A 22,370-nucleotide genomic window follows, 5' to 3' on the forward strand; every position below is an offset into this window, starting at 1 on the left:
AGCGTGCGCAATCCTCACCTCGTCACGCTGACCGCGACGACCTTCGTCACCTGGACCGGCCAGCGCATCACCGCCGTCGCGCTGCCGCTGGTCGCGCTCGACCAGACCGGCGACGCCTGGACCACCGGGCTGGTCGGCGGGTTCGCCGGCCTGCCGCTGCTCACCTCCGGGTGGTGGGGCCGGCGGCTGCGCGGACGCCTGGTCTCGGGGCGCGCGCTGGCCGCAGTCCTCGCGGTCCAGGTGGTCGGGCTCGCGCTCGTCCCGGTCGCGGCGGCGACGATCGGCGTCGGCGCGGTGGTGCTGTGCGCGACGGGCCTGGTCACGGGGGCGACGTCGGCCCTGCTCTCGCCGGCGCAGCGGGCACTGACCGCGGACCTGGCCGAGCTGCCCGGCAACGGGCCCGGCGTCGGCGCGAAGGCGCTGGCCTGGCAGGACCTCGCGCACCGCGCCTCGATGATCTTCGCGCCCGCGCTCGGAGCGTGGCTGCTGGTGGCCTGGGGCGCTGAGCCGCTGCTGTGGTGGGAGGCGGCCGCGGTCGGGCTGGCCGCCCTGGCGATGCTCACGGTCCCTGCCGTGTCCCGGGTCGGCCTCGCCCGGCGGGTCGAGCCTGTCGAGGCCGAACCGGGTCTCGACAGGGTCGACCGGCGGGAGGGGGGCGAGCGTGGGGAGCAGGGCGAGCGTGGGGAGCGGGGCGAGCGGCCGGAGCTCGCCGACCGGCGCGAGGAGGAGGCACCCGCTCTGCGCTCCGTGTTGCGCGGCGAGCCGGAGCTGGCCGTCGGCCTGGCACTGGCGGGAGTCGGCGGCCTCACGTGGTTCGCGTTCGCGCTGGGCCTGGCACTGCTCGGGGTCGAGCTCGACCGCCCGGGCGAGCTGATCGCCGCGGGCATGGCGGGGTACGGCGCCGCGACCGTGGGCGTCTCGTTCGTGGTGCCGCTGGTGGTGCACCGGGTGCCGCGCATCCCGGCGATCGTGGCCTCGTGGGTGGTGTTCGGGCTCGCGTACCTGGCGCTGCCGGCGGCCGCGCCCGACCTGCTCGCCGTCGGCGTCGTCTCGGCCGTGGGCGGCCTGGCCATGCCGTTCGGTATCGCGGCGCTCAACGCGCTGATCGTGGACCGCACCACGGGCGCGGCCCGGCGGACGGCGTTCACCGCGGAGACCGTTCTGCACGCGGGCGGCGCCTCGCTGGGGCTGCTGGCGGGCGGCGCTCTGATCGGCGCGTTCGGGGCAGGACCGGTGCTGGTCGTCACGGGCGGGTTCCAGGTGCTCGCGTGCGTGGCGGCGGTGATCTGGCTGCGGGCCCGCCGGTCACAGACCCGCGTCCTGGCCCCGGCCACGGCGTCCGACCTGGCCTGACGGGGCGGCGAGGTCGGCAGCTGGCCCAAGTGTTCGGCAGTTGGCATCGAGATCGGCTCAGGCCTGTGCCGATCTCGATGCCAACTGCCGAGCCTGCCGGGCAAACTGCCGCTACCCGCGGCTCGCCCCCACCAAGCTCGTCACCGCGGCGGCCAGGTCGCGCAGGCGGGGCGCGGTGCGAGAGATCAGGTCGTCCAGCTCGACCGGCCCCGGTGCGATCGAGAACGCGGCGGCGATGCCGGCGGCCCGCGCCTGAGCCTCCGGCAGCAGCACCTGACCCGCCAGCACGACGACGGGCGGCCGGGTGGGCGACGCCGCGGCCAGCCGCGCGACGCCGTCGGCCACCTTGCCGTTGACCGACTGGGAGTCGAACGACCCCTCCCCCGTGATCACCAGGTCGGCGTCCTCGAGCGCCGCGGGCAGGCCGACGGCGTCGGCGACCAGGACGGCGCCGGGGGTGGCCTCGGCGCCGAGCACGGCGATCAGCCCGGCGGGCACCCCGCCGGCGGCGCCCGCACCGGGGACCTCGGCGACGGCCGTACCGGTCTCCCGTTCCAGCAGGTCGGCCCAGTGCCGCAGGGCGCCGTCGAGGAACTCGGCCTCGCCGTCGCGGGCCCCCTTCTGCGGGCCGAACACCTGCGCGGCGCCGTGCTCGCCGACCAGGGGGTTGGTCACGTCGACGGCAAGACGCCAGCGCACCTCGCGCGCCCGCGGGTGCAGCCCGGCCAGGTCGAGGGACGCGACGGAGGCCAGCCCCTCGCCGCCGTCGGGCACCTGGTTGCCGTCGGTGTCCAGGAGGCGGGCGCCCAGGCCGGTCAGGATGCCGGCGCCGCCGTCGGTGGAGGCGGAGCCGCCCAGGCAGACGAGGAGCTCGGTGACGCCCGCGTCGAGCGCGGCGCGGGCGAGGTCGCCCGTGCCGCGGGTGCTCGCGTGCAGCGGTTGCAGGGGCACGTCGGAGACGCCGGGCAGGCCGCTGGCCTCGGCGAGCTCGACGACGGCGGTGCGTCCGTCGGGCGACATCGCCCAGCGGGCCGACGTCGGCCGCCCGATCGCGTCGACGGTCTCGGTCACGTGCGCCGCACCGCCCCAGACGGCGAGCAGCGCGTCGAGGGTGCCCTCACCGCCGTCGGCCATGGGCAGGCGCGTGACGACGGCGCCGGGGGCGGCGTCCCGGGCTCCCTCGGCGATCGCGGACGCGACCTCGGACGCGGACAGGCTGCCCTTGAACGAGTCCGGGCAGACGACGATGTGCAGCGGCTCCACGCGCCGATCGTAGGCCGTCGCGACGCTCAGGCCGCCAGGATCTCGGCTACCGGGACCGCCTCGGTACCGAACGCCTCGGCCACCCCGGCGTTGGTGATGTGCCCGTCGTGCGTGCTCAGGCCACGGGCCAGGGCCTCGTCGGCCCGCAGCGCCTCGCGCCAGCCGCGGTCCGCGAGGGCCGCCACGTAGGGCAGGGTCGCGTTGGTCAGCGCGCGGGTCGACGTCGCGGGGACCGCCCCGGGCATGTTCGCCACGCAGTAGTAGAGGGTGTCGTGCACGGCGAAGGTCGGGGCGTCGTGGGTGGTGGGGCGCGAGTGCTCGAAGCAGCCGCCCTGGTCGATGGCGATGTCGACGAGCACGGCGCCGTGCTTCATCGTCTTGACCATGGCGTCGGTGACGAGCTTGGGCGCGGCGGCGCCGGGGATCAGCACCGACCCGATCACCAGGTCGGCGGACGCGACCTGGTCGGCCACCTCGTACGTCGTCGAGACGCGGGTGCCCACCGCCCCGCCGAACCGCGCCTCGATGCGGCGCAGGGCGGGCAGGGAGACGTCGAGGACGGTCACGTCGGCGCCCATGCCGAGCGCGTTCGCGGCCGCGTGCTCGCCGGCCACGCCGCCGCCGATCACGACGACCCGGGCCCGAGGCGTGCCGGGCACCCCGCCCATGAGCACGCCCGTGCCGCCCTGCGGCCGCATCAGGTGGTAGGCGCCGACCTGCGCGGACAGGCGTCCGGCGACCTCGCTCATGGGACTGAGCAGCGGGAGCGAACGGTCGGGGAGCTGGACCGTCTCGTAGGCGATGGCGGTGGTGCCCGCGGTGAGCAGCGCCTCGGTGCAGGGCGCCGACGCCGCGAGGTGCAGGTAGGTGAACAGCGTCTGGTCGGGCCGCATGAGCGCGTACTCGGGCTCGATGGGCTCCTTGACCTTGACGAGGAGGTCGGCCGCGGCCCAGACCTCCTCGGCGGTGTCCATCGTGCGCGCCCCGGCGAGCCGGTAGGCGTCGTCCTCGAAGCCCGAACCCCGCCCGGCGCCCGCCTGCACCAGCACGTCGTGGCCGCGACGGACCAGCTCGTGCGCACCGGCGGGCGTGAGCGCGACCCGGTGCTCGTTGTTCTTGATCTCGGTAGGAACGCCTATGTTCATGGATCGACGGTAAGCACCGTCCGGTGTGCGGGTCCAGACCACGTTCCCGAATAGAATGTTCGGCGAACCTGCACAAGGATGTGCCCATGCTCAACCCCTGGCGCCTGCGCCTCCTGCACCAGCTGCACCTGCTCGGCACGGTGCGCGCCGTCGCCGACGCGACCCACCTGAGCCCCTCCAGCGTCTCGCAGCAGCTCTCCACGCTGGAGACCGAGGTGAAGGCGCAGCTCTTCGAGCGGGTCGGACGGCGCATCCGGCTCACGCCCGCCGGGGTCGCCCTCGCGGGTCACGCCGCACAGATCCTGGACCGCATCGCGGCCGCCGAGGCCGACATCGCGGACCTGCACTCGGAGCCCACCGGGGTGGTGCGGCTGTCGGCGTTCACGAGCGCCTTCCACGGGATCGTGGTCCCGGCCGTCGCGGCGCTCACCGAGCAGCACCCGCGGATCCAGGTGCGGCTCACCGAGGCAGAACCGCAGGTCAGCCGGGGTGCGCTCCAGCGCGGCGAGGTGGACGTGGCCATCTGCGCGGACTTTCCGGACGCCCCCGTGCCACCCGACGCCGACCTGGCGCGCCTGCCGCTGACCGGCGACCGGGTCGTGCTCGTGACGGCGCGGGACACCGCGGTCGGTGAGCGCTCGGGCCGGGTGGACCTGACCAGCCTCGCGGGCGAGCCGTGGGCGTTCGAGCACCCCGGCGCGCACCTGGCCGACCTGGCCGAGCGCCTCTGCCGGCGGGCCGGGTTCACGCCCCAGGCGGTGGCCCGGTTCGAGAGCCACGGCACGCTGCTGAGCCACGTCGAGGCCGGCCTGTCGATCACGCTGCTGCCGCTGCTCGCGGTGCACGACCGCTACGCCGTGCGCACCCTGGACCTCGTCGACCCGCCCCGGCGCGACATCCACCTGGTGGCACGCCGCACCACGATGGACCGGGCGGCGGTACGCATCGTGGTGGAGGCGCTGCGAGGTCAGGCCCGTTCGGCCTGATCAGAAGTCGTCGATGTCCGCCTGCGCTCCGCGTAGCGCGTCCGCGAGCTGGCGCAGGTGGTCCAGGTCCTCGGCATCCAGCGCGGGGCCCACGTAGTGGGCGATGGAGCGCACGTGCCGCCGGCCGAGCTCCTTCTGCGTCGACGAGCCCTCCGGTGTGAGGCTGACGAGCACACCCCGGCCGTCGTCGGGCGAGGGGTGGCGGCGCACCAGCCCGCGCTTCTCGAGCCGCTCGACCATGCGCGACAGCGAGGACTGCGCCATCAGGATGTTCTCGTTGAGCTCCCGCAGCCGGAGCGTCTCGCCGGGGGCGAGCGCGAGCGTGAACAGCACGTCGTACTCACGCATGCTCAGGTCGCCCCAGATGTCGTCCGCCAGGAGCCGGCGCATCACCGTCACCTGAGCGCGAAACAACGACTCCCACGCCTCGGCGGCCTCCCTCGCCGAGGGCACCCGTCGCTCGGTCATCAGCGTGCCCACCTTGTCATCTTCGGCACGCTACCTGACTGAACTTTCAGTCACCTACCTGGGCACGTGGTGGCGAATTTCACCATGCGAATTCATGGCTCGCCAGCGGTTCCGGGCCGCTCGCGAGGAGCCGTGCTCAGCGCCCGAGGCGGCGCTCCCGCAGGGAGAAGTCGCGCAGGGCGCGCAAGAAGTCGACACGCCGGAACGCGGGCCAGTAGGCCTCGCAGAAGTAGAACTCTGTGTGCTGGCTCTGCCACATCAGGAAGCCGCCGATGCGCTGCTCGCCGGAGGTCCGGATGACGAGCTCGGGGTCGGGCTGCCCCTTCGTGTACAGGTGCTCCGCGATGTGCTCGACGTCGATCGACTCCGCGAGGTCCGCGAGCGTGGCGCCGTCCTTGGCGCGCTCCGTGAGGTAGGAGCGCACCGCGTCGGCGATCTCGGTGCGGCCGCCGTACCCGATCGCGACGTTGACCTGCAGGCCCCTGACGCCCGCGGTGCGGTCCGCGGCGGCGCGCAGGGCGGCGGCCAGGCGCGCGGGGAGCAGGTCGAGCCGCCCGATGACGCGCAGGCGCCACCGGCCCGACTCGGCGAGGTCGGTCACGGCGTCCTCGATGATGTCCAGCAGGTTGCTCAGCTCGTCGGCCGACCGGCTCAGGTTGTCCGTGGAGAGCATCCACAGCGTCACGACCTCGATGCCGAGCGAGTCGGCCCAGCCCAGGAACTCCGTGATCTTGTCGGCGCCGCGGCGGTGCCCGGTGGCTGCCGTCTCACCGAACGAGCGCGCCCAGCGGCGGTTGCCGTCGAGCATGACGCCGATGTGCCGGGGCAGTGTTGCGCCGTGCAGGGCGGACGCGAGGCGTCGCTCGTAGAGGCGGTACAGCGGGCTGGGCAGGCGCACGGATACCTCAGGGATTCGGGGCCGTCGGTCCGCTGTGCGCGGTCCGGACGGCAGCTCTGACGCTGGGCTCTGCGCCCGGCAGGACGGGGACAAAGGTACCCCTCGAACACGTACGTCCCCGCCGCCCAGCGGCGTTCCGGGGCTCCGGACGGGCGACTCCCGCCAACCCGGCGCAGGATCTTCACAAGGCCCCTGTCCGGCAACCCGCGCCCTAACCTACGCTAGAGTAAGTTACGCGACCGTAGGTTGTGCCCCGGCACCCGGAGGGCACCGGTCGCCGACGGTGAGGAGTGCACGTGGTCTCAGGAGCAGACGAGCCCGACCGTCCGGCCAGCCGCCTGGACGAGGTCACGCACAAGGTCTCGGAGACGCTGCAGGACATCTCCACCTCGGTGTCCTCGACCGTCGAGAAGGTCGAGAAGAAGGTCAAGCCACGCCTGCGCGGCTGGATCCACGCCGGCACCTTCCCGCTCGCCCTCGCGGCCGGCATCGTGCTGATCGCCCTGGCGCCGACCGTCCCCGGCAAGATCTCCGCGTCGGTGTTCGCCCTGAGCGCCTGCCTGCTCTTCGGCGTCTCCGCGGTCTACCACCGCGGCAACTGGTCCCCGCGGACCGAGGCGGTGCTGCGCCGGCTCGACCACACCAACATCTTCCTGATCATCGCGGGCACCTACACGCCGCTCGCGGTGATGCTCCTGCCCCGCGACCAGGGCACGATCCTGCTCGCGCTCGTGTGGAGCGGCGCGTTGCTCGGGCTGCTGGCCCGGATCTTCTGGCTGAACGCGCCGCGCTGGGTCTACGTGCCGGTCTACCTCGCCCTCGGCTGGGTCGCCGTCGCCTACATGGGCCAGTTCTGGGCCACCGGGGGTCCGGCCGTCGTCTGGCTCATCGCCGCGGGCGGCGTCTTCTACACGGCCGGCGCCGTCGTCTACGGCACCAAGAAGCCCGACCCCAGCCCGGCCTGGTTCGGCTTCCACGAGATCTTCCACGTGTGCACCGTGCTCGGGTTCGCATGCCACGTGGTCGCGATCTACCTGGCCAACCTCGCCGTCTGAGGGCCCTCGAGCCCGTCGAGGAACAGGTCCTCGAAGAGGGCCCCGTCCGCCGTCGTGCCCACCCGCTGCGGCGTCCCACCGGCGACGCTCACCGTGCGGCCCGACGACGGACCGTCCAGCACCACGTCGACCGGGCGCACCCGGTAGTCCACGCCCTGCCCGGTCACGAGCGACACGGCCGCCAGGGCGTCCCACCAGAACATGACCCCCTGCCCGATCAGCTCGGGCATGCCGGGCCGCGTCACGATGGCGTGCACCGTGCGCGCCTCGTAGCTCGTGGCCCGTGCCCCCAGGAGGTCCACGAAGTCCGGCGTGATCGGCACGTGGTTGGTCGCGTCCAGCCCCACCACGCTCACGCGGGCTCGCGGCACGGTGGCGAGCACGTGATCGGCCGCGACCGGGTCGATCCACATGTTCACCTCCTGGGTGTTGTCGAACCCGCCGGTCGTGGAGCCGAACAGGTTGCCGCCCACGTCGAACGCCCCGCCCATGACGACGACGCGGCCCAGCCGGTCGCGCAGCGTGCGCGGGCTCATCCGGTCCAGCGCGGCGGACACGTTGCTCAGCGGCCCCGTGGCCAGCACGGTCACGGGGGTCCGTGCGGCCTTCACCGTGCGGGCGATCAGCTCCGCGGCCGACGTCGGACCGGGCACGTCGGGCGTGTCCGCGTCACCGAGCGCGCCCGACAGCACCTGCTCGAACAGCTCGCGCGCCTCGGGCGGCGGCTCGTTGACCCAGTCCGGGGACCCGTCCGCGACCGGCACGTCGGCCAGGCCGCAGCCGGCCAGGATGGTGCGCGCGTGGGTGAGCGACCGGCCCGGCGTACCGACGCCGTTGTTCACCACCGTGACGGCGCGCAGGTCGATCAGCCCCTGCTTGTCGGCCTGGCACAGGTACAGCAGGGTCGCGGCGTCGTCGAAGTCCAGGTCGGAGTCGTAGACGACGGGTACGGGCCGGTACCCCGCGCCGCTGTCCGCCGTGCCGGGCTGCCCGACGGCGGCGGCCGGCGTCACCGTGGCGCCCGCCACGCCCAGGGCGAGCGCCGCCGACGCGAGTGCGCGAACGCTCGACGAGAACCTCCTGCCGACCACCATGACCCGCTCCCTCCGACGACGGATGGAGCCATGGTGCTCGCGCGGCCCGCGCCTGCCCACGTCATTCGGCGCTGCCCGAAGGCGCTCAGGTGCCGGTGGGGACGACGGTGTAGCGGCGGTTGGCCAGCGACGGGTTGGTCTGCCGCACCGCTGCGAGCGGCGCCGGGTCCAGGTCCACCGTGCGGTAGGCCTGCTCCTCGCCCATCTCCAGCCCGACGACGCCGTCCGGCCCCGCCAGCAGGGTGCGGCCGGTGACGCCCTTGCCCGTCATGCCGACGCCGATCACGACCGCCGTGTTCTCGATGGCCCGGGCCGTCAGCAGCGTGCGCCAGTGGTCGGCCTTGAGGGGCCCCGCGACCCAGGCCGCCGGGTACACCAGCACGTCCGCCCCGGCGTCGACCACGCGGCGGGACGACTCGGGGAACCGTAGGTCGTAGCAGGTCAGCACGCCGAAGGTGAGGCCGCCCAGGCGCAGGGTGACCGGCTCGGCGTCGGCGGGACCCGGCTCGAGCAGCTCCGACTCCTGGTAGCCGAACGCGTCGTACAGGTGCACCTTGCGGTACACCCCGGCGAGCTCGCCGGCGGCGTCGGCCACGACCAGCGCGTTCGCCGCGCGGACGCCGTCCGAGCCCGGGAGCGTGACACCCGCGATCACGGCGATGCCGTGCTTGCGCGCGCGCTCCCGCAGGAGCGTGACGAACGGCCCGTCGAGGGGCTCGGCGTGCTCCGGGCCGACGCCCCGCGGGTCGTAGGCCGACGCGTACTCCGGGAGCACCAGCAGGCCCGACCCGGCGCGCGCCGCGACCTGGAACGCGTCGACGGCCGTCTCGCGGTTGGCCGCGTGGTCGTCGCTGACCGCCACCTGGGCGACAGTCACCCGCACGACGCCGGGCGCGGCGGCACCGAGCGCGGCGGCGCCCGGCGCGGCAGCAGCCTGGTCAGGCACGCGGACCGCCGCGCTCGCCCGTGGCCGGGCCGTCGGCGGGGCTCTCGGCGGACCCGGCGGCGTTGTTCGCCGCGTCGGACGACGCGCCCGGCTGGGTGCCGGGCTCGCCGGCGGCGAAGTCCGGCTCGCCGTCCGTGCGCCGGAAGCCGATGCCCTCGGGCTGCTCGATCGGCAGACCCTGCTGACGGGCGTTGTGGCCCGCGCGGCGCAGGTGCTTGCTCATGTTCAGGAACAGCACCACGCACGCGAGCGCGAGCGCGAACGTGATGACGAAGCCGATCAGGCCCGGCGAGACCTGCCAGGTCTCCAGCCCCGGCCGGAGCTGACCCTCGGTCGGGTTGGGCGACGGCTCGGTCGCCGCGGCGAGCGCGCCGGCGATCAGCGGGCTCATGCGACCACCTCCGAGCGGACGCCCTCGAACAGGTCTTCCTCGTACTCGCCCGCGGCACGCTCGGGCAGCGGGACCCGGGACTCGGCGAGCTCGTACTCGTCCCACGGCCACACGTCGACCTCGAGGTCGCGGGGCACCGCGAAGAAGAACCCGGCCGGGTCGATCTGCGAGGCGTGCGCCGTCAGGGCGGCGTCGCGGTTCGGGAACCAGTCGGCGACCGGGACCAGGGTGGTCACCGTGCGCTCGGGGATCTCCCGCGCGTCCCGGGACTCGACCCACTCGCCGAAGGGCGACTCGAGCCCGGCGCCCTCGATGGCCTCGTGCACCGCGCGGATGCGCTTCATCGAGAACCCGTGGTTGTAGTACAGCTTGAGCGGCTCCCACGGCTCCCCGATGCCCGGGTAGCGGTCGGGGTCGCCCGCCGCGGCGAACGCCTCGAACGACACGTCGTGGCACTTGATGTGGTCCGGGTGCGGGTAGCCGCCGGACGGGTCGTACGTGGTGATGACGTGCGGCCGGAACTCGCGCACGGCGCGCACGAGCGGCTCCGCCGCCTCCTCGAGCGGCACCAGCGCGAAGCAGCCCTCGGGCAGCGGGGGCAGCGGGTCGCCCTCCGGCAGGCCGGAGTCAACGAAGCCCAACCACTGCTGGCGCACGCCCAGCGCCTCGGCGGCGCGGGCCATCTCGAGCCGGCGCACGGCCCGGCGACCCTCGATGGTCTCGAACTCGTGCCCCTCGGGCACCTCGAACGACGGGTTCAGGATGTCGCCCCGTTCGCCCCCGGTGCACGTCACGACGAGGACCTCCACCCCCTCTGCGGCATAGCGGGCCATGGTGGCGGCCCCCTTGCTCGACTCGTCGTCAGGGTGCGCGTGCACCGCCATCAGACGGAGCGGCTCGCGCTCGGGTACGGACACTGGGTCCTCCTGTGGGGCAGGGACTGGGACGGAGTCTGAGAGTCGGAGCGTCTGGGAGACAATCACTCTCATGGACCATGATGGTCCACGGACAATCTTGCTACGAACCACCGACACCCCCGATCCGAGCGAGCAGTGATGACCGACCAAGACCCCGCCGTCCCGACCAGCGACGCGAACGCGCCGGATCTTGCCGCGCGCTACGGCCGCGGCGGCGCCGGGACGCGGCACCGGGCCGGGCACCCCGGCCAGGACGACCCGTGGGACGAGGGCGACGGCGTCCGGCCGCGGCCCAGGCTGTCGGTGGGCGCGCGGATCGCTGTTGGCCTGGCGCTGGCCGCCGGCGTCGCGATCGCGGCATGGTTCACCATCGTGGACACCCAGCGCGAGCCCGTGACCTTCGTGGACGTCGGCTTCTCGGTGGAGAGCCCCGAGGAGGTGCGGGTGACGTTCGACGTCAGCATGCCGCCCGGGACCGAGGCCGTGTGCACGGTGACCGCCCTGAGCCGCAACTTCGCCGAGGTCGGCGCGGTCGACGTCGAGGTCGGCCCGGAGCCGGGCCGGACCACCCGGCAGACGGTGACGATCGCCACGACGGAGCTGGCGACCACAGGCGTCGTCGACCACTGCGACCAGCGCTGACGGTTCGCCCTCGGGAATACGTACACCGTCCGCTCACAGCGGAACCCGGGAAAGTCTTGGCACGTCTTTCCTCGTCATTGGTATTCTCGTCGTTTCACACGCTGTGTTGACCGGCTGGCGCGCGTGCCCGATCCGCTCGTCGGCCGGGAACTTGCGCGCTGCCAAAACTGTGGCTCGAACGAGCAACGACGAAAGGAGAGCCCCCGTGGCTGACACCTCTGTCACCTGGCTCACCCAGGAGGCGCACGACAAGCTCAAGGCCGAGCTGGAGCATCTCTCCGGCCCTTACCGGTCGGAGATCACCGAGCGTATCGCCGCTGCCCGTGACGAGGGCGATCTCAAGGAGAACGGCGGGTACCACGCCGCTCGTGAGGAGCAGGCGAAGAACGAGGCACGCATCCTCGAGCTCACCGAGAAGCTGCGCAACGTCCATGTCGGCACCCCGGCGGACGACGGCAAGGTCGAGCCCGGCATGGTCGTGACCGCCATCGTCGCCGGCGACGAGATGAGCTTCCTCTTCGGCTCGCGCGAGATGGCGGGGTCCACCGACCTCGACGTCTACTCGCCGACGTCGCCGCTCGGCGCCGCCATCGACGGCAAGTCGATCGGCGCGAAGACGAGCTACCACGCGCCGAACGGGCGCGACATCCCCGTGGAGATCACGGGCGCGAAGCCCTTCCAGGGCTGACGAACCACCCCCGGCGGGCCTGTCGGCCACGCGGATCACCCCGGTGACCCGCACGGCCGACAGGCCTGTCGGCGTCTCACGGCTCGCCCGGCAGGCCCGCTACAGGTCCGCGAGACGACGGCGCAGGAGCTTCCGGTCACCCTCGCGGTCCACCTGGGCGAGCGCCCGCCGGTACTCCGCGGCGGCCTCCTCCTGTCGCCCGGCCCGGCGCAGCATGTCGGCCCGCACCGCGGGCAGCAAGTGGTACGTCGCCAGCTCGGGTGCGGCGGCGACCTCGTCGAGCACGACCAGGCCGGCCTCGGACCCCCGCAGCCTGCCCACCGCGACCGCCCGGTTCAGCGCCACCACGGGCGAGCGCGTCATGTCCAGCAGCACGTCGTAGAGGGCCGTGATCTCCTCCCAGTCCGTGTCGTCGGCAGTCGTCGCCCGCGCGTGCAGGGCCGCGATCGCCGCCTGCACCTGGTACGGGCCCGGGCGGCGGGTCGCGAGCGCGCCGTCCAGCACGGTCAGGCCCTCGGCGATCTCGTCCTCGCGCCAGAGGGAGCGGTCCTGCTCGTCCAGCACCACGGGCACGCCGTCCAGGTCCAGGCGCGCCTCCCGCCGGGAGTACTGCAGCAGGAGCAGCGCGAGCAGGCCCGTCGCCTCGGGCTCGTCGGGCAGCAGCCGGGCCACCAGCCGGGCGGCGCGGACCGCGTCGTCGCCCAGCGCGCGGCGCGCGGCGGTGCCATCGGTGTCGTCGGCAGGCTCGGCCCAGCCGTCGTAGCCCTGCGTGAACAGGACGTACAGCACTGCCAGCACCGCGGACACCCGCTCGTGCAGCAGCTCGGCGGGCGGCACCCGGAACGAGATGCCGGTGGCGCGGATCTTGCGCTTGGTCCGGGTCAGGCGCTGCGCCATGGTCGTCTCCGGCACCAGGAAGGCTCGTGCGACCTGCGCCGTCGTCATACCCGTGAGACTCCGCAGGGTGAGCGCCACACGGCCCTCCAGGGGCAGGGCCGGGTGGCAGCACGTGAAGACGAGGCGGAGCAGGTCACCGTCGGGCTCGTCCGGCCCGACGACCGCCCAGTCCGCGTGGTCCAGCGCGCTCACCGCGCTGTCGCCCACCGGGTCGGGTTCCGCGCTGCCGTCCTCGGCGCCGGGCACTCCCCCGGCCCGGTAGGCGAGCCGGGCGGCCGTGGCGGTCTTCTGCGCCTCGACCGCCCGGCGTCGCAGCCGGTCCAGCGCCCGGTTGCGGGCCGTCGTGGTGAGCCAGGCGCCCGGCCGGTCCGGGACGCCGTCCCGCTCCCAGGTGCGCAGCGCCACGGCGAACGCCTCCTGCGCGCAGTCCTCCGCGAGGTCGAGGTCACCGGTGCTGCGCGCGACGGCGGCGAGCACCCGCGCCCACTCGTCCCGGAACGCCGCGGAGACGGCCTTGCCCACGGACCCGTCGGTGGTGCTCATGCCCCGGGCGGCTCGTCGTCGGTCGGCCAGTAGGGGTGGACCTCGACCAGGCCGTCACGCGCCCCGGGGTATGCCGCCGCGATCGTCAGCGCCGCGTCCAGGTCCGGCGCCTCGATGATGTCGAAACCGCCGACGATCTCTTTCGACTCCGTGAACGGACCGTCGGTCACGATGGTCCGGCCGTCGCGCACGGCGACCCGGCGCGTGTCGGCGGCAGGTCGGAGGCGCGATCCGGTCACGCGGATGCCCGAGGCGTCGCGCTCGGCCACCCAGCGATCGAGGTCGGGCGTCGGACCACGGTCGGGGACGTCGGGCTCGATCGTGAGCATCAGGTAGCGCACGGCTGCTCCCCTCAGGCCTGGTCCAGCTCGAGCGGCCAGAAGGGACGCAGCTCGATCGCCCCGGTGTACGCCATCGGGTGGGCCGAGGCGATGCGGATGGCCTCGTCGAGGTCGGGGGCGTCGAGCACGTCGAAGCCCGCGATGACCTCCTTGGTCTCGGAGAACGGGCCGTCGGTGACGATCACCTCCCCGGCGCGGACCTGCACGCCGACGGCGTCGGCGGGCGGGCGCAGGCGGTCACCGAGGAGCGCGCGACCGGTGTCGTAGGTGTCGCGCACCCAGTCCTCGATCTGCGGCACGTCGCCCGGCTCGGCCGGGGTGTCGGGGGTGGACAGGACGAGCATGAGGTAACGCATGGTGTGCTCCCTTCCGGGGTGATCCCCGGAGTCATCGTCGCGCGGCCGGGCGGCCGCGTCATCCTGACGACGAACGGGAGCGCGTCCCCACGACACCCGGACCCGACCAGGTTTCGGGTCAGAACGCGGCGACCTCGTACCCCTCGGACTCCAGGCGCTCCACGACGGCGGTCCGGTGCTCCTCGCCCTTGGTCTCGAGCTGCAGGTTGACCGACACCTCGGACACCGAGAGCGAGACGTCGGTGCGCGTGTGGTCCACGGCCACGATGTTGGCGCCGGCGGCGGCGATGGTCTCCACGAGCCGCGCGAGCGCGCCGGGCTTGTCCATCAGCCGCACCTGCAGCTTGAGGTACCGCCCGGCCGCGACGAGGCCGTGCTGGACCACGCGCAGCAGCACGAGCGGGTCGATGTTGCCGCCCGACAGCACCGCCACGACCGGCCCGGCGAACACGCCCGGCCCGGCGGCCATGATGCCCGCGACCCCCGCCGCGCCGGCCGGCTCGACCATCAGCTTGGAGCGCTCCAGCACCGCCAGCAGGGCGCGCGAGAGCTGGTCCTCGGTGACCGTCCGGACCTCGACGCCCTCCTTCTGCACGATGCCGAACGGCACGTCGCCCGGCAGGCCCACCGCGATGCCGTCGGCCATGGTGGCGCCGAGCGTGCCGGCCATCGGCCTGCCCGCCTCGAGCGAGCCGGGGTACGCCGCGGCCGATGCCGCCTGCACGCCCACGACCTTCACGTGCGGGGCGACCTCGGCCAGCACGGCCGCGATCCCGGCCACGAGCCCGCCGCCGCCCAGCGGCACGACGACGGTGGCGACGTCGGGCACCTGCTCCAGGATCTCCAGGGCGACGGTGCCCTGGCCCGCCACGACGTCGACGTGGTCGAACGGGTGGATGAGCACCCGGCCGGACCGGGCGGCCTCGACGCGCGCGGCGGCCAGCGCCTCGTCCACGGACGAGCCCACCATGCGTACCTCGGCGCCGTACCCGCGGGTCGCGGCGACCTTGGGCAGGGCCGCGTCCACGGGCATGTAGACGACGGTGTCGATGCCGAGCATGCTCGCGGCGAGCGCGACGCCCTGCGCGTGGTTCCCGGCGGACGCCGCGACGACGCCGCGCTCACGCTCCTCGGGTGACAGACGCGCGAGGCGTACGTAGGCGCCGCGCACCTTGAACGAGCCCGCGCGTTGCAGGTTCTCGCACTTGAGCAGCACCTTCGTGCCCGCGATCGTGGACAGCGCGCGGCTCTCCGTCACGGGTGTACGGGTGATGACGCCGTCGAGCATCTCGGCGGCAGCCCGGGCGTCGTCGGCGGACACCGTGAGGTGGCCGCCGTAGGACTCCAGGTCGAACGGATCCAGTGGCACAGCGCGCATGTTGCCCGACTGCGCCGCCAGATGCACGTTCAGCGCTTGGGATCACCCTTCGGCGCGTCCGCTCCGGCGTCCGGTTCGGCGTCCGCGGAGACGTCGTCCACGGCCGTGTCGGCCAGGACGCCGGGGCTCCGGCGCAGGCGGAGCGGGATGGGTGGGGCGTCGGCCGCGCGCCATCGGATCGGTAGGGCGTCCTCGTCGCCGAGCTCCGGGAACTTGTCGTGCCCGTTGAGATACAGGATCACGGTGTTGAGAACGGCAGCGAGCGGCACGGCGAACAGGGCGCCGACGATGCCGGCCGCCAACGACCCGGCGGCGACCGCGAGGATCACCGCGACGGGGTGCAGCGAGACGGCCTGGCCCATGAGGAACGGCTGGAGCGCGTGCGACTCGATCTGCTGCACCAGCAGCACCACGCCGAGCATGATCAGCGCCGCGACCCAGCCGTTGGAGACGAGCACGACGACGACGGCGATGGCACCGGTCACGATGGCACCGACCACGGGCACGAAGGAACCGACGAACACCAGGATGGCGATCGGCAGCGCCAGCGAGGGGACGAAGAACACCGCGCCGATTCCGATGCCGACGGCGTCGACCGCCGCGACCAGGATCTGGGTGCGCGTGTAGGCGGCGAGCGTGACGGCGCCGCGGCGCCCGGCCTGGTTGACCCGCTCGCGGGCGGACCGCGGGAGCAGACCGACGATCCAGCTCCAGATACCTCGCGGGTCGTACAGGAAGAAGAACGTGCAGAACAGCGCGATCAGGGCACCGACAAGGACGCTGCCTGCGGTCGCCGCGGCGCCGAGGGCTCCGCTCACGATCGCGCCCTGCTGCGCCTCGAGCTGGTTGAGGATGTCCTCGCTGTAGCTCTGCAGCTGCTTCTCGAGCCCGAACGTGGCCGAGAGCTGGGACCACAGCTCGTTGAAGCCGCTGATGGCCTGCGTCCGCAGGTCGGCGAACCCGTTCGCGATCGACTGCCCGGCCAGCGTGATCAGGCCGGCGACCACCACGATCAGGCCGATCAGGGAGAGCCCCGCGGACAGACCACGCGGGACCCGCAGCCGCTCGTGCAGCACGCGCCGCACCGGCGTCAGCATGATCGTCAGGAGCAGCGCGACCGCGACCGGGACCACGATCGTCTTGAGCAGCGCCAGCAGCCAGAGGACGGCGGCCACGAACGCGCCGATGAGGAGCATGCGCCATGACCACGAGGCGGCGGCCCGGATGGCCGGCGGGACGGCGCCCGACTCGTCGGTGCGGGGCGGCGCTGTGGTCTGGCTCGACGTCACGCTTGTCTCCTCGGTCGGTGGCACGGACAACACCCTAGGGGAGCACACGGACGGCCCGCTGGCCTGCGCACGCGCCGCACCGAAGGTGCACCGCGTGCTCACGGGACCGACAGATGCGCGGCGTCAGTCGTCCAGCTTCCGCTTCTGCGGGTAGACCGTCTCGCCGCGCTCCAGCATGCCGACGAACTTGGCGATGTTCCGCGCCCGGGTCTCCGGCTTCTTGACACCGGTGATCCGGAAGAGAACGGCGAACCGGTTCTGCGCCGTGAGGATGCCGAACATGGCTGCCGCGCGCGGGCTGGCCGCGAGCGCCTCGGCGAGGTCGGCGGGCACCTCGATGTTCTTGCTGCCCTCGTAGGCGACGTCCCAGCGGCCGTCCTCCTTGGCCCGGTCGATCTCCTGCTGGCCGCGGGCACGCATGCGCCCCTCGGCGATCAGCCGGTCCACGATCCGCACGTTGCGCGCGGACCAGCGGCTGCGGGACCGGCGCGGGCAGAAGCGCTGCAGCGACGTCACCTCGTCGCGGCTGCGGCCCTGGGCGTCGATCCAGCCGCTGCACAGCGCCTCGTCGAGCGCGGAGTCGTAGGTCAGGGTGGTCGGTGCTTCCTTGTTCTTGCGGGCGAGGATGAGCCAGACGCCGTCCGACGTCCCCTCGTTCTCGTCGAGCCAGGCGCGCCAGGCGGCGACGTCGGTGAACAGGACCTCGGCATCGGTGTCGACCATGGGCCCGACGCTACGCCGGGCCACTGACATCGACACCGGTACCGACGTCGACGGCGATGACGCTGACACCGGCGAACGGCGAGGCCTACGGTGGCGCTATGACGACCTGGCAGATCAGCACGTCGACGGGCGATCCCGGGCGGGTCGCGACCGTCCTCCCCGGCAGCGGGTACACCGCGCAGGGGCCGGTGCTCTGGTACGCCGCCAAGGTGCTGCACGCGGCGGGCTGGACCGTCCGCACGTTCTCGTGGGACGAGCACTCCCCGGACTGGGGCCACGCCCGCCGGGTCTACGGCGAGTCGCTGCGGCAGGCGGCCGTGCCGGACGGCGGCCTGCACCTCGTGGTGGCCAAGTCGCTCGGTTCGTTCGCCCTGCCGGTCGCGGCGGAGCTCGGCCTCCCCGGAGCCTGGCTGACGCCGGTGCTCACGGGGGACGCGGCCGGTCCGGTCCGCCACGCGGTCGCCGCGGGGACGGCGCCGACGCTGCTCGTCGGCGGCACGGCCGACCCGCTGTGGGACGGCGACGTCGCGGCCGCCTCGGGCGCCCAGGTGCTGGAGGTCGAGGACGCGGACCACTCGCTCGAGGTGCACGACTGGCGCCGGTCGCACGAGATTCTCACCCGCGTCACGGCGGCGGTGGAGGAGTTCGCGGCGCGGCTCTGAGGTGCGGCCCGGCCGCACTGCTCAGGCCCGGTCGCCGTCCGCCGGGAGGATCGCGAAATGGTCGTGTCCGCTCAGCGGGTGAACCACGCGGTAGTCCTGGTCGGTCGCCACGACCAGGTTGGTACCCAGCGACCCGGCCACCACTACGTTCATGGCGTCCGCCAGGTCAAGCGACCCTGGCTTGCGACGCTTGCGCTCCATCTTTCCCTCGTACTTCTTGATGAGGGACCTCGCGGTGCCATAGTCCTCGGGGCGAGGGTCGGCCACCTCGAAGAAACCGTCAGTGACGTTCTCCAGGAAGTCACTCGCCGCCAGGTGCTCACCCGCTGCGCTCAGCAGGTAGTGGACCTCGGCGATCACCAGAGGTGTGACCACCGCGAGCCTGGCGAATTCGAGCGTCTCCCGGAACTCGTCGTGCTGCGGCTCGCCTGGGTCCATCGCCGCGACGATCCCCCCGGTGTCGGCGATGACGATCACTCGCCGAAACCATCCATGAGCTCGTCGACACGTCGGGTCAGACCGTGCTGCCGCAGACGCCCCTTCATCTTCGGGCGAGTACGCAGGTGATCGTGGATCACCTGGTCGATCCCCTCGCGGATGAGGTCTGCCTGAGACCGGCCCGTGAGTGCGCCCACCTTCTCGAGGTCAGCCTTGCGCTTCTCGTCGAGGTAGATGCTCGTCTTCAACATGCCCTACATGATGCCCTACGACATGCCCTACATCAAGGGTGCACCCGGTCACGGACGCCCGTCGCGGGGTCCGAACGCCCGCAGGGCGTCGGCGTCGCTGTTGGCCGAGGTCACGTACTCGCGCGCCCACCCCTCGGCACCCGGGTACGCGCTGCCGGCGACGACAGCGGCCACGGCGGCCTCGACGGCGACCGGCGTGTGCCGCAGCTCCACCTGACCGTCCCGCAGGAGCGCCCACGACCCGCCTGCGCGGCCGTAGGGCATGCCGACGCTGCCGGGGTTGACGCACAGACACCGGTCGGCGAGCCGCACGAACGGCATGTGGGTGTGCCCCATGACCACGGTGTTGACGTCGGGGTCGAGCCCGCCGAGCACATCGGCCCAGCGCTCCAGCGAGGAGTCGACGAGCACCACCTCCTCGTCGTCGCGCGGGGTGCCGTGGCAGAAAACGACGCGGCCGAACCCGCGCACCGTGAGCTCCACGGGGTGCGGCAGGCCGGCGAGCAGCGCGATGTCGTCGGGCCGGAGCTGCGCCGCCGCCCAGGGGGCGACGGGATCCGGGATGTTCGTGGTGCCGCCGCGGGCGAGCAGCACGAGCTCCCGGTCCGCGTTCCCGCGCACCAGTACGGCCCGCTCCCCCAGGGACCGGAGGCGGTCGAGGACCTCGACAGGCTGCGGCCCGGCGGCGTGGTCGCCGGTGACGACGACGCGGTCGGCGGCGAGCACGTCGGGCTCCGCGAGCACGGCGTCCAGGACGGGGAGCACCCCGTGGACGTCCGACAGGACCGCTACGGCACCGACCTCGCTGCTCATGTACCGACCCTGGCGCGCGAGGCCGCCCCGCGCCAGCGGATCTGCCCATGGCAGAAGCCCCGGTAGGTCATGCTGGTGCCACGGCATTGCCGGAACACCGCTACGCCGTCGCTTGTTGTGATGGACAAACGTGCCACCGCACGAATCAGACCCAAAGGATGTGTGTTCGATGACCTTCCTGAACTCCCTCTTCGGCCCCGGCTCCGGTTCGAGCAAGACCACCATGGTGGCCCCCGAGGACGCCCTGCCCGGCCGCTCCGCGCCGGTGCTCCAGGCCCCGCGCCCGCACACGGTCCTGGGCTCGTCGATCACGGGACCGTGGGAGCCGGGCACGCGCGTGCTCTACCTGGCGATGGGCTGTTTCTGGGGCGCCGAGGAGATCTACTGGCAGGTCCCCGGCGTCGTGAGCACCGCCGTCGGCTACATGGGCGGCACCACGCCGAACCCGACGTACGAGGAGGTCTGCACCGCGCGGACCGGCCACACCGAGACCGCGCTGGTGGCGTACGACCCGACCAAGGTCAGCGAGGCCGAGCTGCTCAAGATCTTCTGGGAGCGGCACGACCCGACGCAGGGCTTCCGCCAGGGCAACGACGTCGGCACGCAGTACCGCTCGGGCATCTACTGGACGACGCCGGAGCAGGCCGAGGCCGCGCAGGAGACCGCCAAGCGCTACGCCGAGGTGCTGAGCGCCAAGGGCTATGACGCGATCACCACCGAGATCGAGCCCGCCGCCGAGGCCGGCCCGTTCTACTACGCCGAGGACTACCACCAGCAGTACCTGTCCGACGCGAAGAACCCGAACGGCTACCGCTGCCACGCGACCACGGGCGTCCCGTACCCGGCGTCCGCGGCGTAGCCACACAGAGATGCGCCCGGTGACCCGTCGAACGGATCACCGGGCGCATCGTCATGTGCGGGATGTGCCGTCAGGCCTGCCCCGCGGTTCGGGTCAGCGACCCGTCACACGACGTCGCACCATGATCAGCGCGACGCCTGCCGCGACGGCGAGCAGGGCGGCACCGCCCAGTACCGCCGCGTCGCCGGGACCGGTGGCGGCCAGCATCTCGGGCTCCTCCGCCCCAGGCTGTGCGGGCTGTCCCGCTCCCGGCTCGCACGACACGTCGTCGAACGTCACGTCGTACCAGGCGACGTCCGGATCCGACCAGGTCCAACCCTCGGGCATCTCCTCGGGGCCGACCAGGAAGTAGCTCCAGGAAGTCTTCGCGAGCACCCGGGTGCCGGCGTCGTCCTCGCGCAGCTCATAGGTGATCCCCTCGGTGTTCTCCGGCACCGTGACCGTCGGCTCCGTCAGCTCACCGTCCACGCACTCCGCCTGGGTCACCACGGGCAGCTCCGGCACGATCGGATCGTTGTGCGGCGCACACGGCACGTCCTCGAACCTCACGTCGAAGACCCCTCCGGTCTGCGACAGACGCCACCCCTCCGGCACGTCCGACCCCCAGGTGTATCCCTCCTTCAGCGTCGCGTAGACCTCCAGGTCGATGGGCACGAGGTACGGGTGCGTGTACCAGTAGTCCTCGAACTCGTAGTCGATCCCGGCAGTGTCCCTCGGCGCCCTGAGCGTCGGCGGGACGTACTCGTCGCCCTCGCACATCGGCCAGGTGATCGCGGGGATCTCGGGTACGACCTCGATGAGCGCGTCGTCCTCGGCGGACGGCTCCGGGGTCGCCTCCTGGGTCTCCTCAGAGGTCGCCTTCCTGGCCACCTCCGGAGTCGCCTTCGGGTTCGCCTCCGGAGTCGCCTCCGGGGACGCTTCCGGAGTCGCCTCCGAGGACGCTTCCGGCGCGGACGGCCCCGCGGTCTGGACCTGTGCCCCGGAATCGGCAGCGACCGCCGGCGTCACGCCCAGTGCCCCCAGAACACCGGCGAGACCGAGAACAATGACGAAACCGGCCGGCTTCACGCTGGTCAGCCTTCTTTTCTTCCGTTCGGACATGTCAGCCCCTCACTCTCGGCTATGAGAATTGTCACGTAAATCGTCTCGGCCGCGATGAGTCCGAATCGGCGCTTTCCGGTACGTATCTCGTGGAGACACACGTGCCGCTTCACCCGCACTTGTGAAGGCGGGTGAACATAAGGTCGAGCACATGATCCGCCTGCCTGCCACCGAGCTCACCGTCCGCGCCGAGGACTGGTACTCGCGCGACCTGACCGGCGAGGACCACATGGCCACCCTGTTCGCCGACGTCGACATGACGGAGGCAACGGGGACGGGCGCCACGTTCGACTCGTGCGTGTTCTGCGGCGTGCGTCTCAACAGCGCCCACCTGACCGAGATCGCGTTCACGTCCTGTGTCTTCGACGCGTGCGTCTTCTTCGACACGACGCTGGAACGCTGCAAGCTCGTGGGCTCGCAGTTCAACGACTGCCGGTTCGACCTCCTGAAGGTCGAGGGCGGCAACTGGTCCTTCACCGACCTGCACCGGGCAGCGCTGGCCGGCGCCCGGTTCGACGGCGTCCGCCTGCGCGAGGCCGACCTGTCCGGGATCAAGGCGTCCGGCGCCGTCCTGCTCGGCTGCGACCTGTCCGGTGCGGACCTCGCCGAGGCCGACCTCAGCGATGCCGACCTGCGGGGCAGCGACCTGTCGGCGCTCGACCCGCTCGGTGCGAACCTCACCGGCGCGGTCGTCGGCGAGGCCCAGGCGATCCTCCTGGCCGAGCGGCTCGGCCTGGTGGTCCGGCCCGACTGAGCGGCGCGCCCGACCAGGCCGAGCGTCGTCGGAAACCCTCCCGGCCGCCCGGTGACATCGGTTCGATCCGCGGTGGGGCGCCGCCTATGCTCGGGTCGCTCGCACACGCAACGGAGCAC

At 72.9% G+C, this 22,370-nt stretch carries 26 protein-coding genes; 8 read left to right on the forward strand and 18 right to left on the reverse strand.

What is annotated here, in order from left to right:
* Positions 1-3: 3 nt before the first annotated feature.
* Positions 4-1,353: an MFS transporter gene (locus ACH47X_RS12410; protein WP_397404655.1), complete on the forward strand. Its 1,350-nt coding sequence runs from the start codon at positions 4-6 to the stop codon at positions 1,351-1,353.
* Positions 1,354-1,464: 111 nt separating this feature from the next.
* Here the strand turns inward: ACH47X_RS12410 and ACH47X_RS12415 are convergent, their stop codons facing one another.
* Together ACH47X_RS12415 and ald are read right to left on the reverse strand one after the other, a co-directional pair.
* Positions 1,465-2,616 carry a glycerate kinase gene (locus tag ACH47X_RS12415; protein ID WP_397404657.1) on the reverse strand — a complete coding sequence of 384 codons (1,152 nt, stop codon included), beginning with the start codon at positions 2,614-2,616 and terminating at the stop codon, positions 1,465-1,467.
* A gap of 26 nt (positions 2,617-2,642) precedes the next feature.
* The gene (gene ald / locus ACH47X_RS12420; protein ID WP_397404659.1) at positions 2,643-3,761 is read right to left on the reverse strand and encodes an alanine dehydrogenase; all 1,119 of its coding nucleotides are present in this window, start codon (positions 3,759-3,761) and stop codon (positions 2,643-2,645) included.
* An 86-nt stretch (positions 3,762-3,847) separates the two neighbouring features.
* Here ald and ACH47X_RS12425 point away from each other — a divergent pair, with 86 nt between their 5' ends.
* The gene (locus tag ACH47X_RS12425) at positions 3,848-4,747 is read left to right on the forward strand and encodes a LysR substrate-binding domain-containing protein (RefSeq protein ID WP_397404661.1); all 900 of its coding nucleotides are present in this window, start codon (positions 3,848-3,850) and stop codon (positions 4,745-4,747) included.
* On the opposite strand, the gene ACH47X_RS12430 is transcribed toward ACH47X_RS12425, so the two are convergent.
* Positions 4,748-5,215 (reverse strand): MarR family winged helix-turn-helix transcriptional regulator, encoded by a 468-nt coding sequence (locus ACH47X_RS12430; RefSeq protein WP_036967525.1) that lies wholly within the window; start codon positions 5,213-5,215, stop codon positions 4,748-4,750.
* A 136-nt stretch (positions 5,216-5,351) separates the two neighbouring features.
* Positions 5,352-6,113 carry an isoprenyl transferase gene (locus tag ACH47X_RS12435; protein WP_397404663.1) on the reverse strand — a complete coding sequence of 254 codons (762 nt, stop codon included), beginning with the start codon at positions 6,111-6,113 and terminating at the stop codon, positions 5,352-5,354.
* 296 nt (positions 6,114-6,409) lie between these two features.
* Between ACH47X_RS12435 and trhA the strand changes: the two genes are divergently transcribed.
* Positions 6,410-7,168 carry a PAQR family membrane homeostasis protein TrhA gene (gene trhA, locus ACH47X_RS12440; RefSeq protein WP_397404665.1) on the forward strand — a complete coding sequence of 253 codons (759 nt, stop codon included), beginning with the start codon at positions 6,410-6,412 and terminating at the stop codon, positions 7,166-7,168.
* On the opposite strand, the gene ACH47X_RS12445 is transcribed toward trhA, so the two are convergent.
* The 4 genes from ACH47X_RS12445 to mca form a co-directional block, all read right to left on the reverse strand.
* Complete coding sequence (locus ACH47X_RS12445; RefSeq protein WP_397404667.1) at positions 7,144-8,262, reverse strand: nucleoside hydrolase; 1,119 nt, start codon at positions 8,260-8,262, stop codon at positions 7,144-7,146. The genes trhA and ACH47X_RS12445 overlap by 25 nt on opposite strands.
* Before the next feature lie 85 nt (positions 8,263-8,347).
* Positions 8,348-9,208 (reverse strand): carbon-nitrogen hydrolase family protein, encoded by an 861-nt coding sequence (locus ACH47X_RS12450; RefSeq protein ID WP_397404669.1) that lies wholly within the window; start codon positions 9,206-9,208, stop codon positions 8,348-8,350.
* Positions 9,201-9,599: a hypothetical protein gene (locus ACH47X_RS12455; protein WP_397404671.1), complete on the reverse strand. Its 399-nt coding sequence runs from the start codon at positions 9,597-9,599 to the stop codon at positions 9,201-9,203. The genes ACH47X_RS12450 and ACH47X_RS12455 overlap by 8 nt, the downstream gene beginning before the upstream one ends.
* Entirely contained in the window at positions 9,596-10,483 is an 888-nt protein-coding gene (gene mca, locus ACH47X_RS12460; RefSeq protein WP_397405134.1) for a mycothiol conjugate amidase Mca, read from the reverse strand. Before mca ends, ACH47X_RS12455 begins: the two co-directional genes overlap by 4 nt.
* Positions 10,484-10,654: 171 nt before the next feature.
* Here mca and ACH47X_RS12465 point away from each other — a divergent pair, with 171 nt between their 5' ends.
* Both ACH47X_RS12465 and greA read left to right on the forward strand, forming a co-directional pair.
* Positions 10,655-11,158, forward strand: coding sequence for a DUF4307 domain-containing protein (locus ACH47X_RS12465; protein ID WP_397404673.1), 504 nt, complete (start codon positions 10,655-10,657; stop codon positions 11,156-11,158).
* A 205-nt stretch (positions 11,159-11,363) separates the two neighbouring features.
* Entirely contained in the window at positions 11,364-11,846 is a 483-nt protein-coding gene (greA, locus tag ACH47X_RS12470; RefSeq protein WP_020017013.1) for a transcription elongation factor GreA, read from the forward strand.
* 99 nt (positions 11,847-11,945) lie between these two features.
* On the opposite strand, the gene ACH47X_RS12475 is transcribed toward greA, so the two are convergent.
* The 6 genes from ACH47X_RS12475 to ACH47X_RS12500 form a co-directional block, all read right to left on the reverse strand.
* Positions 11,946-13,286, reverse strand: coding sequence for an RNA polymerase sigma factor (locus ACH47X_RS12475; RefSeq protein WP_397404676.1), 1,341 nt, complete (start codon positions 13,284-13,286; stop codon positions 11,946-11,948).
* Entirely contained in the window at positions 13,283-13,627 is a 345-nt protein-coding gene (locus ACH47X_RS12480; protein ID WP_397404678.1) for a YciI family protein, read from the reverse strand. The genes ACH47X_RS12475 and ACH47X_RS12480 overlap by 4 nt, the downstream gene beginning before the upstream one ends.
* A gap of 11 nt (positions 13,628-13,638) precedes the next feature.
* Entirely contained in the window at positions 13,639-13,983 is a 345-nt protein-coding gene (locus ACH47X_RS12485) for a YciI family protein (RefSeq protein WP_397404680.1), read from the reverse strand.
* Between the two features lie 118 nt (positions 13,984-14,101).
* Positions 14,102-15,361, reverse strand: a complete 1,260-nt coding sequence (gene ilvA / locus ACH47X_RS12490; protein WP_397404682.1) for a threonine ammonia-lyase — start codon at positions 15,359-15,361, stop codon at positions 14,102-14,104.
* Between the two features lie 29 nt (positions 15,362-15,390).
* The gene (locus ACH47X_RS12495; protein WP_397404684.1) at positions 15,391-16,650 is read right to left on the reverse strand and encodes an AI-2E family transporter; all 1,260 of its coding nucleotides are present in this window, start codon (positions 16,648-16,650) and stop codon (positions 15,391-15,393) included.
* Positions 16,651-16,773: 123 nt separating this feature from the next.
* Positions 16,774-17,373, reverse strand: coding sequence for a YdeI family protein (locus ACH47X_RS12500; protein ID WP_397404686.1), 600 nt, complete (start codon positions 17,371-17,373; stop codon positions 16,774-16,776).
* 98 nt (positions 17,374-17,471) lie between these two features.
* On the opposite strand from ACH47X_RS12500, the gene ACH47X_RS12505 reads away from it, so the two are divergent.
* Complete coding sequence (locus ACH47X_RS12505) at positions 17,472-18,035, forward strand: hypothetical protein (protein WP_397404688.1); 564 nt, start codon at positions 17,472-17,474, stop codon at positions 18,033-18,035.
* A 21-nt stretch (positions 18,036-18,056) separates the two neighbouring features.
* Here ACH47X_RS12505 and ACH47X_RS12510 read toward each other — a convergent pair whose 3' ends face one another.
* Genes ACH47X_RS12510 through ACH47X_RS12520 form a run of 3 tightly spaced genes read right to left on the reverse strand, consistent with a single transcriptional unit; the run spans position 18,057 to position 19,537 of the window.
* Positions 18,057-18,512, reverse strand: a complete 456-nt coding sequence (locus tag ACH47X_RS12510; protein ID WP_397404690.1) for a type II toxin-antitoxin system VapC family toxin — start codon at positions 18,510-18,512, stop codon at positions 18,057-18,059.
* Positions 18,509-18,724: a hypothetical protein gene (locus ACH47X_RS12515; protein WP_397404692.1), complete on the reverse strand. Its 216-nt coding sequence runs from the start codon at positions 18,722-18,724 to the stop codon at positions 18,509-18,511. The genes ACH47X_RS12510 and ACH47X_RS12515 overlap by 4 nt, the downstream gene beginning before the upstream one ends.
* Before the next feature lie 48 nt (positions 18,725-18,772).
* A complete protein-coding gene (locus ACH47X_RS12520; RefSeq protein ID WP_397404694.1) occupies positions 18,773-19,537 on the reverse strand; it encodes a metallophosphoesterase family protein in 765 nt (254 codons plus the stop codon).
* A 169-nt stretch (positions 19,538-19,706) separates the two neighbouring features.
* On the opposite strand from ACH47X_RS12520, the gene msrA reads away from it, so the two are divergent.
* The gene (gene msrA, locus ACH47X_RS12525) at positions 19,707-20,396 is read left to right on the forward strand and encodes a peptide-methionine (S)-S-oxide reductase MsrA (protein ID WP_036965050.1); all 690 of its coding nucleotides are present in this window, start codon (positions 19,707-19,709) and stop codon (positions 20,394-20,396) included.
* A gap of 93 nt (positions 20,397-20,489) precedes the next feature.
* Here the strand turns inward: msrA and ACH47X_RS12530 are convergent, their stop codons facing one another.
* Complete coding sequence (locus tag ACH47X_RS12530) at positions 20,490-21,266, reverse strand: hypothetical protein (RefSeq protein WP_397404696.1); 777 nt, start codon at positions 21,264-21,266, stop codon at positions 20,490-20,492.
* Positions 21,267-21,648: 382 nt separating this feature from the next.
* Here ACH47X_RS12530 and ACH47X_RS12535 point away from each other — a divergent pair, with 382 nt between their 5' ends.
* The gene (locus ACH47X_RS12535) at positions 21,649-22,251 is read left to right on the forward strand and encodes a pentapeptide repeat-containing protein (RefSeq protein WP_397404698.1); all 603 of its coding nucleotides are present in this window, start codon (positions 21,649-21,651) and stop codon (positions 22,249-22,251) included.
* Positions 22,252-22,370 lie beyond the last annotated feature (119 nt).

It is taken from the genome of Promicromonospora kroppenstedtii (assembly GCF_044389675.1).
Taxonomy (GTDB): domain Bacteria; phylum Actinomycetota; class Actinomycetes; order Actinomycetales; family Cellulomonadaceae; genus Promicromonospora; species Promicromonospora kroppenstedtii.

What these genes read in the sequence shown, in the direction of transcription:
- ald (WP_397404659.1), bottom strand. Translation starts at nt 3,761, where the DNA reads ATGAACATAGGCGTTCCTACCGAGATCAAGAACAACGAGCACCGGGTC.
- ACH47X_RS12425 (WP_397404661.1), top strand. Translation starts at nt 3,848, where the DNA reads ATGCTCAACCCCTGGCGCCTGCGCCTCCTGCACCAGCTGCACCTGCTC.
- ACH47X_RS12430 (WP_036967525.1), bottom strand. Translation starts at nt 5,215, where the DNA reads ATGACCGAGCGACGGGTGCCCTCGGCGAGGGAGGCCGCCGAGGCGTGG.
- ACH47X_RS12445 (WP_397404667.1), bottom strand. Translation starts at nt 8,262, where the DNA reads ATGGTGGTCGGCAGGAGGTTCTCGTCGAGCGTTCGCGCACTCGCGTCG.
- ACH47X_RS12455 (WP_397404671.1), bottom strand. Translation starts at nt 9,599, where the DNA reads ATGAGCCCGCTGATCGCCGGCGCGCTCGCCGCGGCGACCGAGCCGTCG.
- mca (WP_397405134.1), bottom strand. Translation starts at nt 10,483, where the DNA reads ATGGCGGTGCACGCGCACCCTGACGACGAGTCGAGCAAGGGGGCCGCC.
- ACH47X_RS12465 (WP_397404673.1), top strand. Translation starts at nt 10,655, where the DNA reads ATGACCGACCAAGACCCCGCCGTCCCGACCAGCGACGCGAACGCGCCG.
- ACH47X_RS12475 (WP_397404676.1), bottom strand. Translation starts at nt 13,286, where the DNA reads ATGAGCACCACCGACGGGTCCGTGGGCAAGGCCGTCTCCGCGGCGTTC.
- ACH47X_RS12485 (WP_397404680.1), bottom strand. Translation starts at nt 13,983, where the DNA reads ATGCGTTACCTCATGCTCGTCCTGTCCACCCCCGACACCCCGGCCGAG.
- ilvA (WP_397404682.1), bottom strand. Translation starts at nt 15,361, where the DNA reads ATGCGCGCTGTGCCACTGGATCCGTTCGACCTGGAGTCCTACGGCGGC.
- ACH47X_RS12500 (WP_397404686.1), bottom strand. Translation starts at nt 17,373, where the DNA reads ATGGTCGACACCGATGCCGAGGTCCTGTTCACCGACGTCGCCGCCTGG.
- ACH47X_RS12505 (WP_397404688.1), top strand. Translation starts at nt 17,472, where the DNA reads ATGACGACCTGGCAGATCAGCACGTCGACGGGCGATCCCGGGCGGGTC.
- ACH47X_RS12515 (WP_397404692.1), bottom strand. Translation starts at nt 18,724, where the DNA reads ATGTTGAAGACGAGCATCTACCTCGACGAGAAGCGCAAGGCTGACCTC.
- ACH47X_RS12520 (WP_397404694.1), bottom strand. Translation starts at nt 19,537, where the DNA reads ATGAGCAGCGAGGTCGGTGCCGTAGCGGTCCTGTCGGACGTCCACGGG.
- msrA (WP_036965050.1), top strand. Translation starts at nt 19,707, where the DNA reads ATGACCTTCCTGAACTCCCTCTTCGGCCCCGGCTCCGGTTCGAGCAAG.
- ACH47X_RS12535 (WP_397404698.1), top strand. Translation starts at nt 21,649, where the DNA reads ATGATCCGCCTGCCTGCCACCGAGCTCACCGTCCGCGCCGAGGACTGG.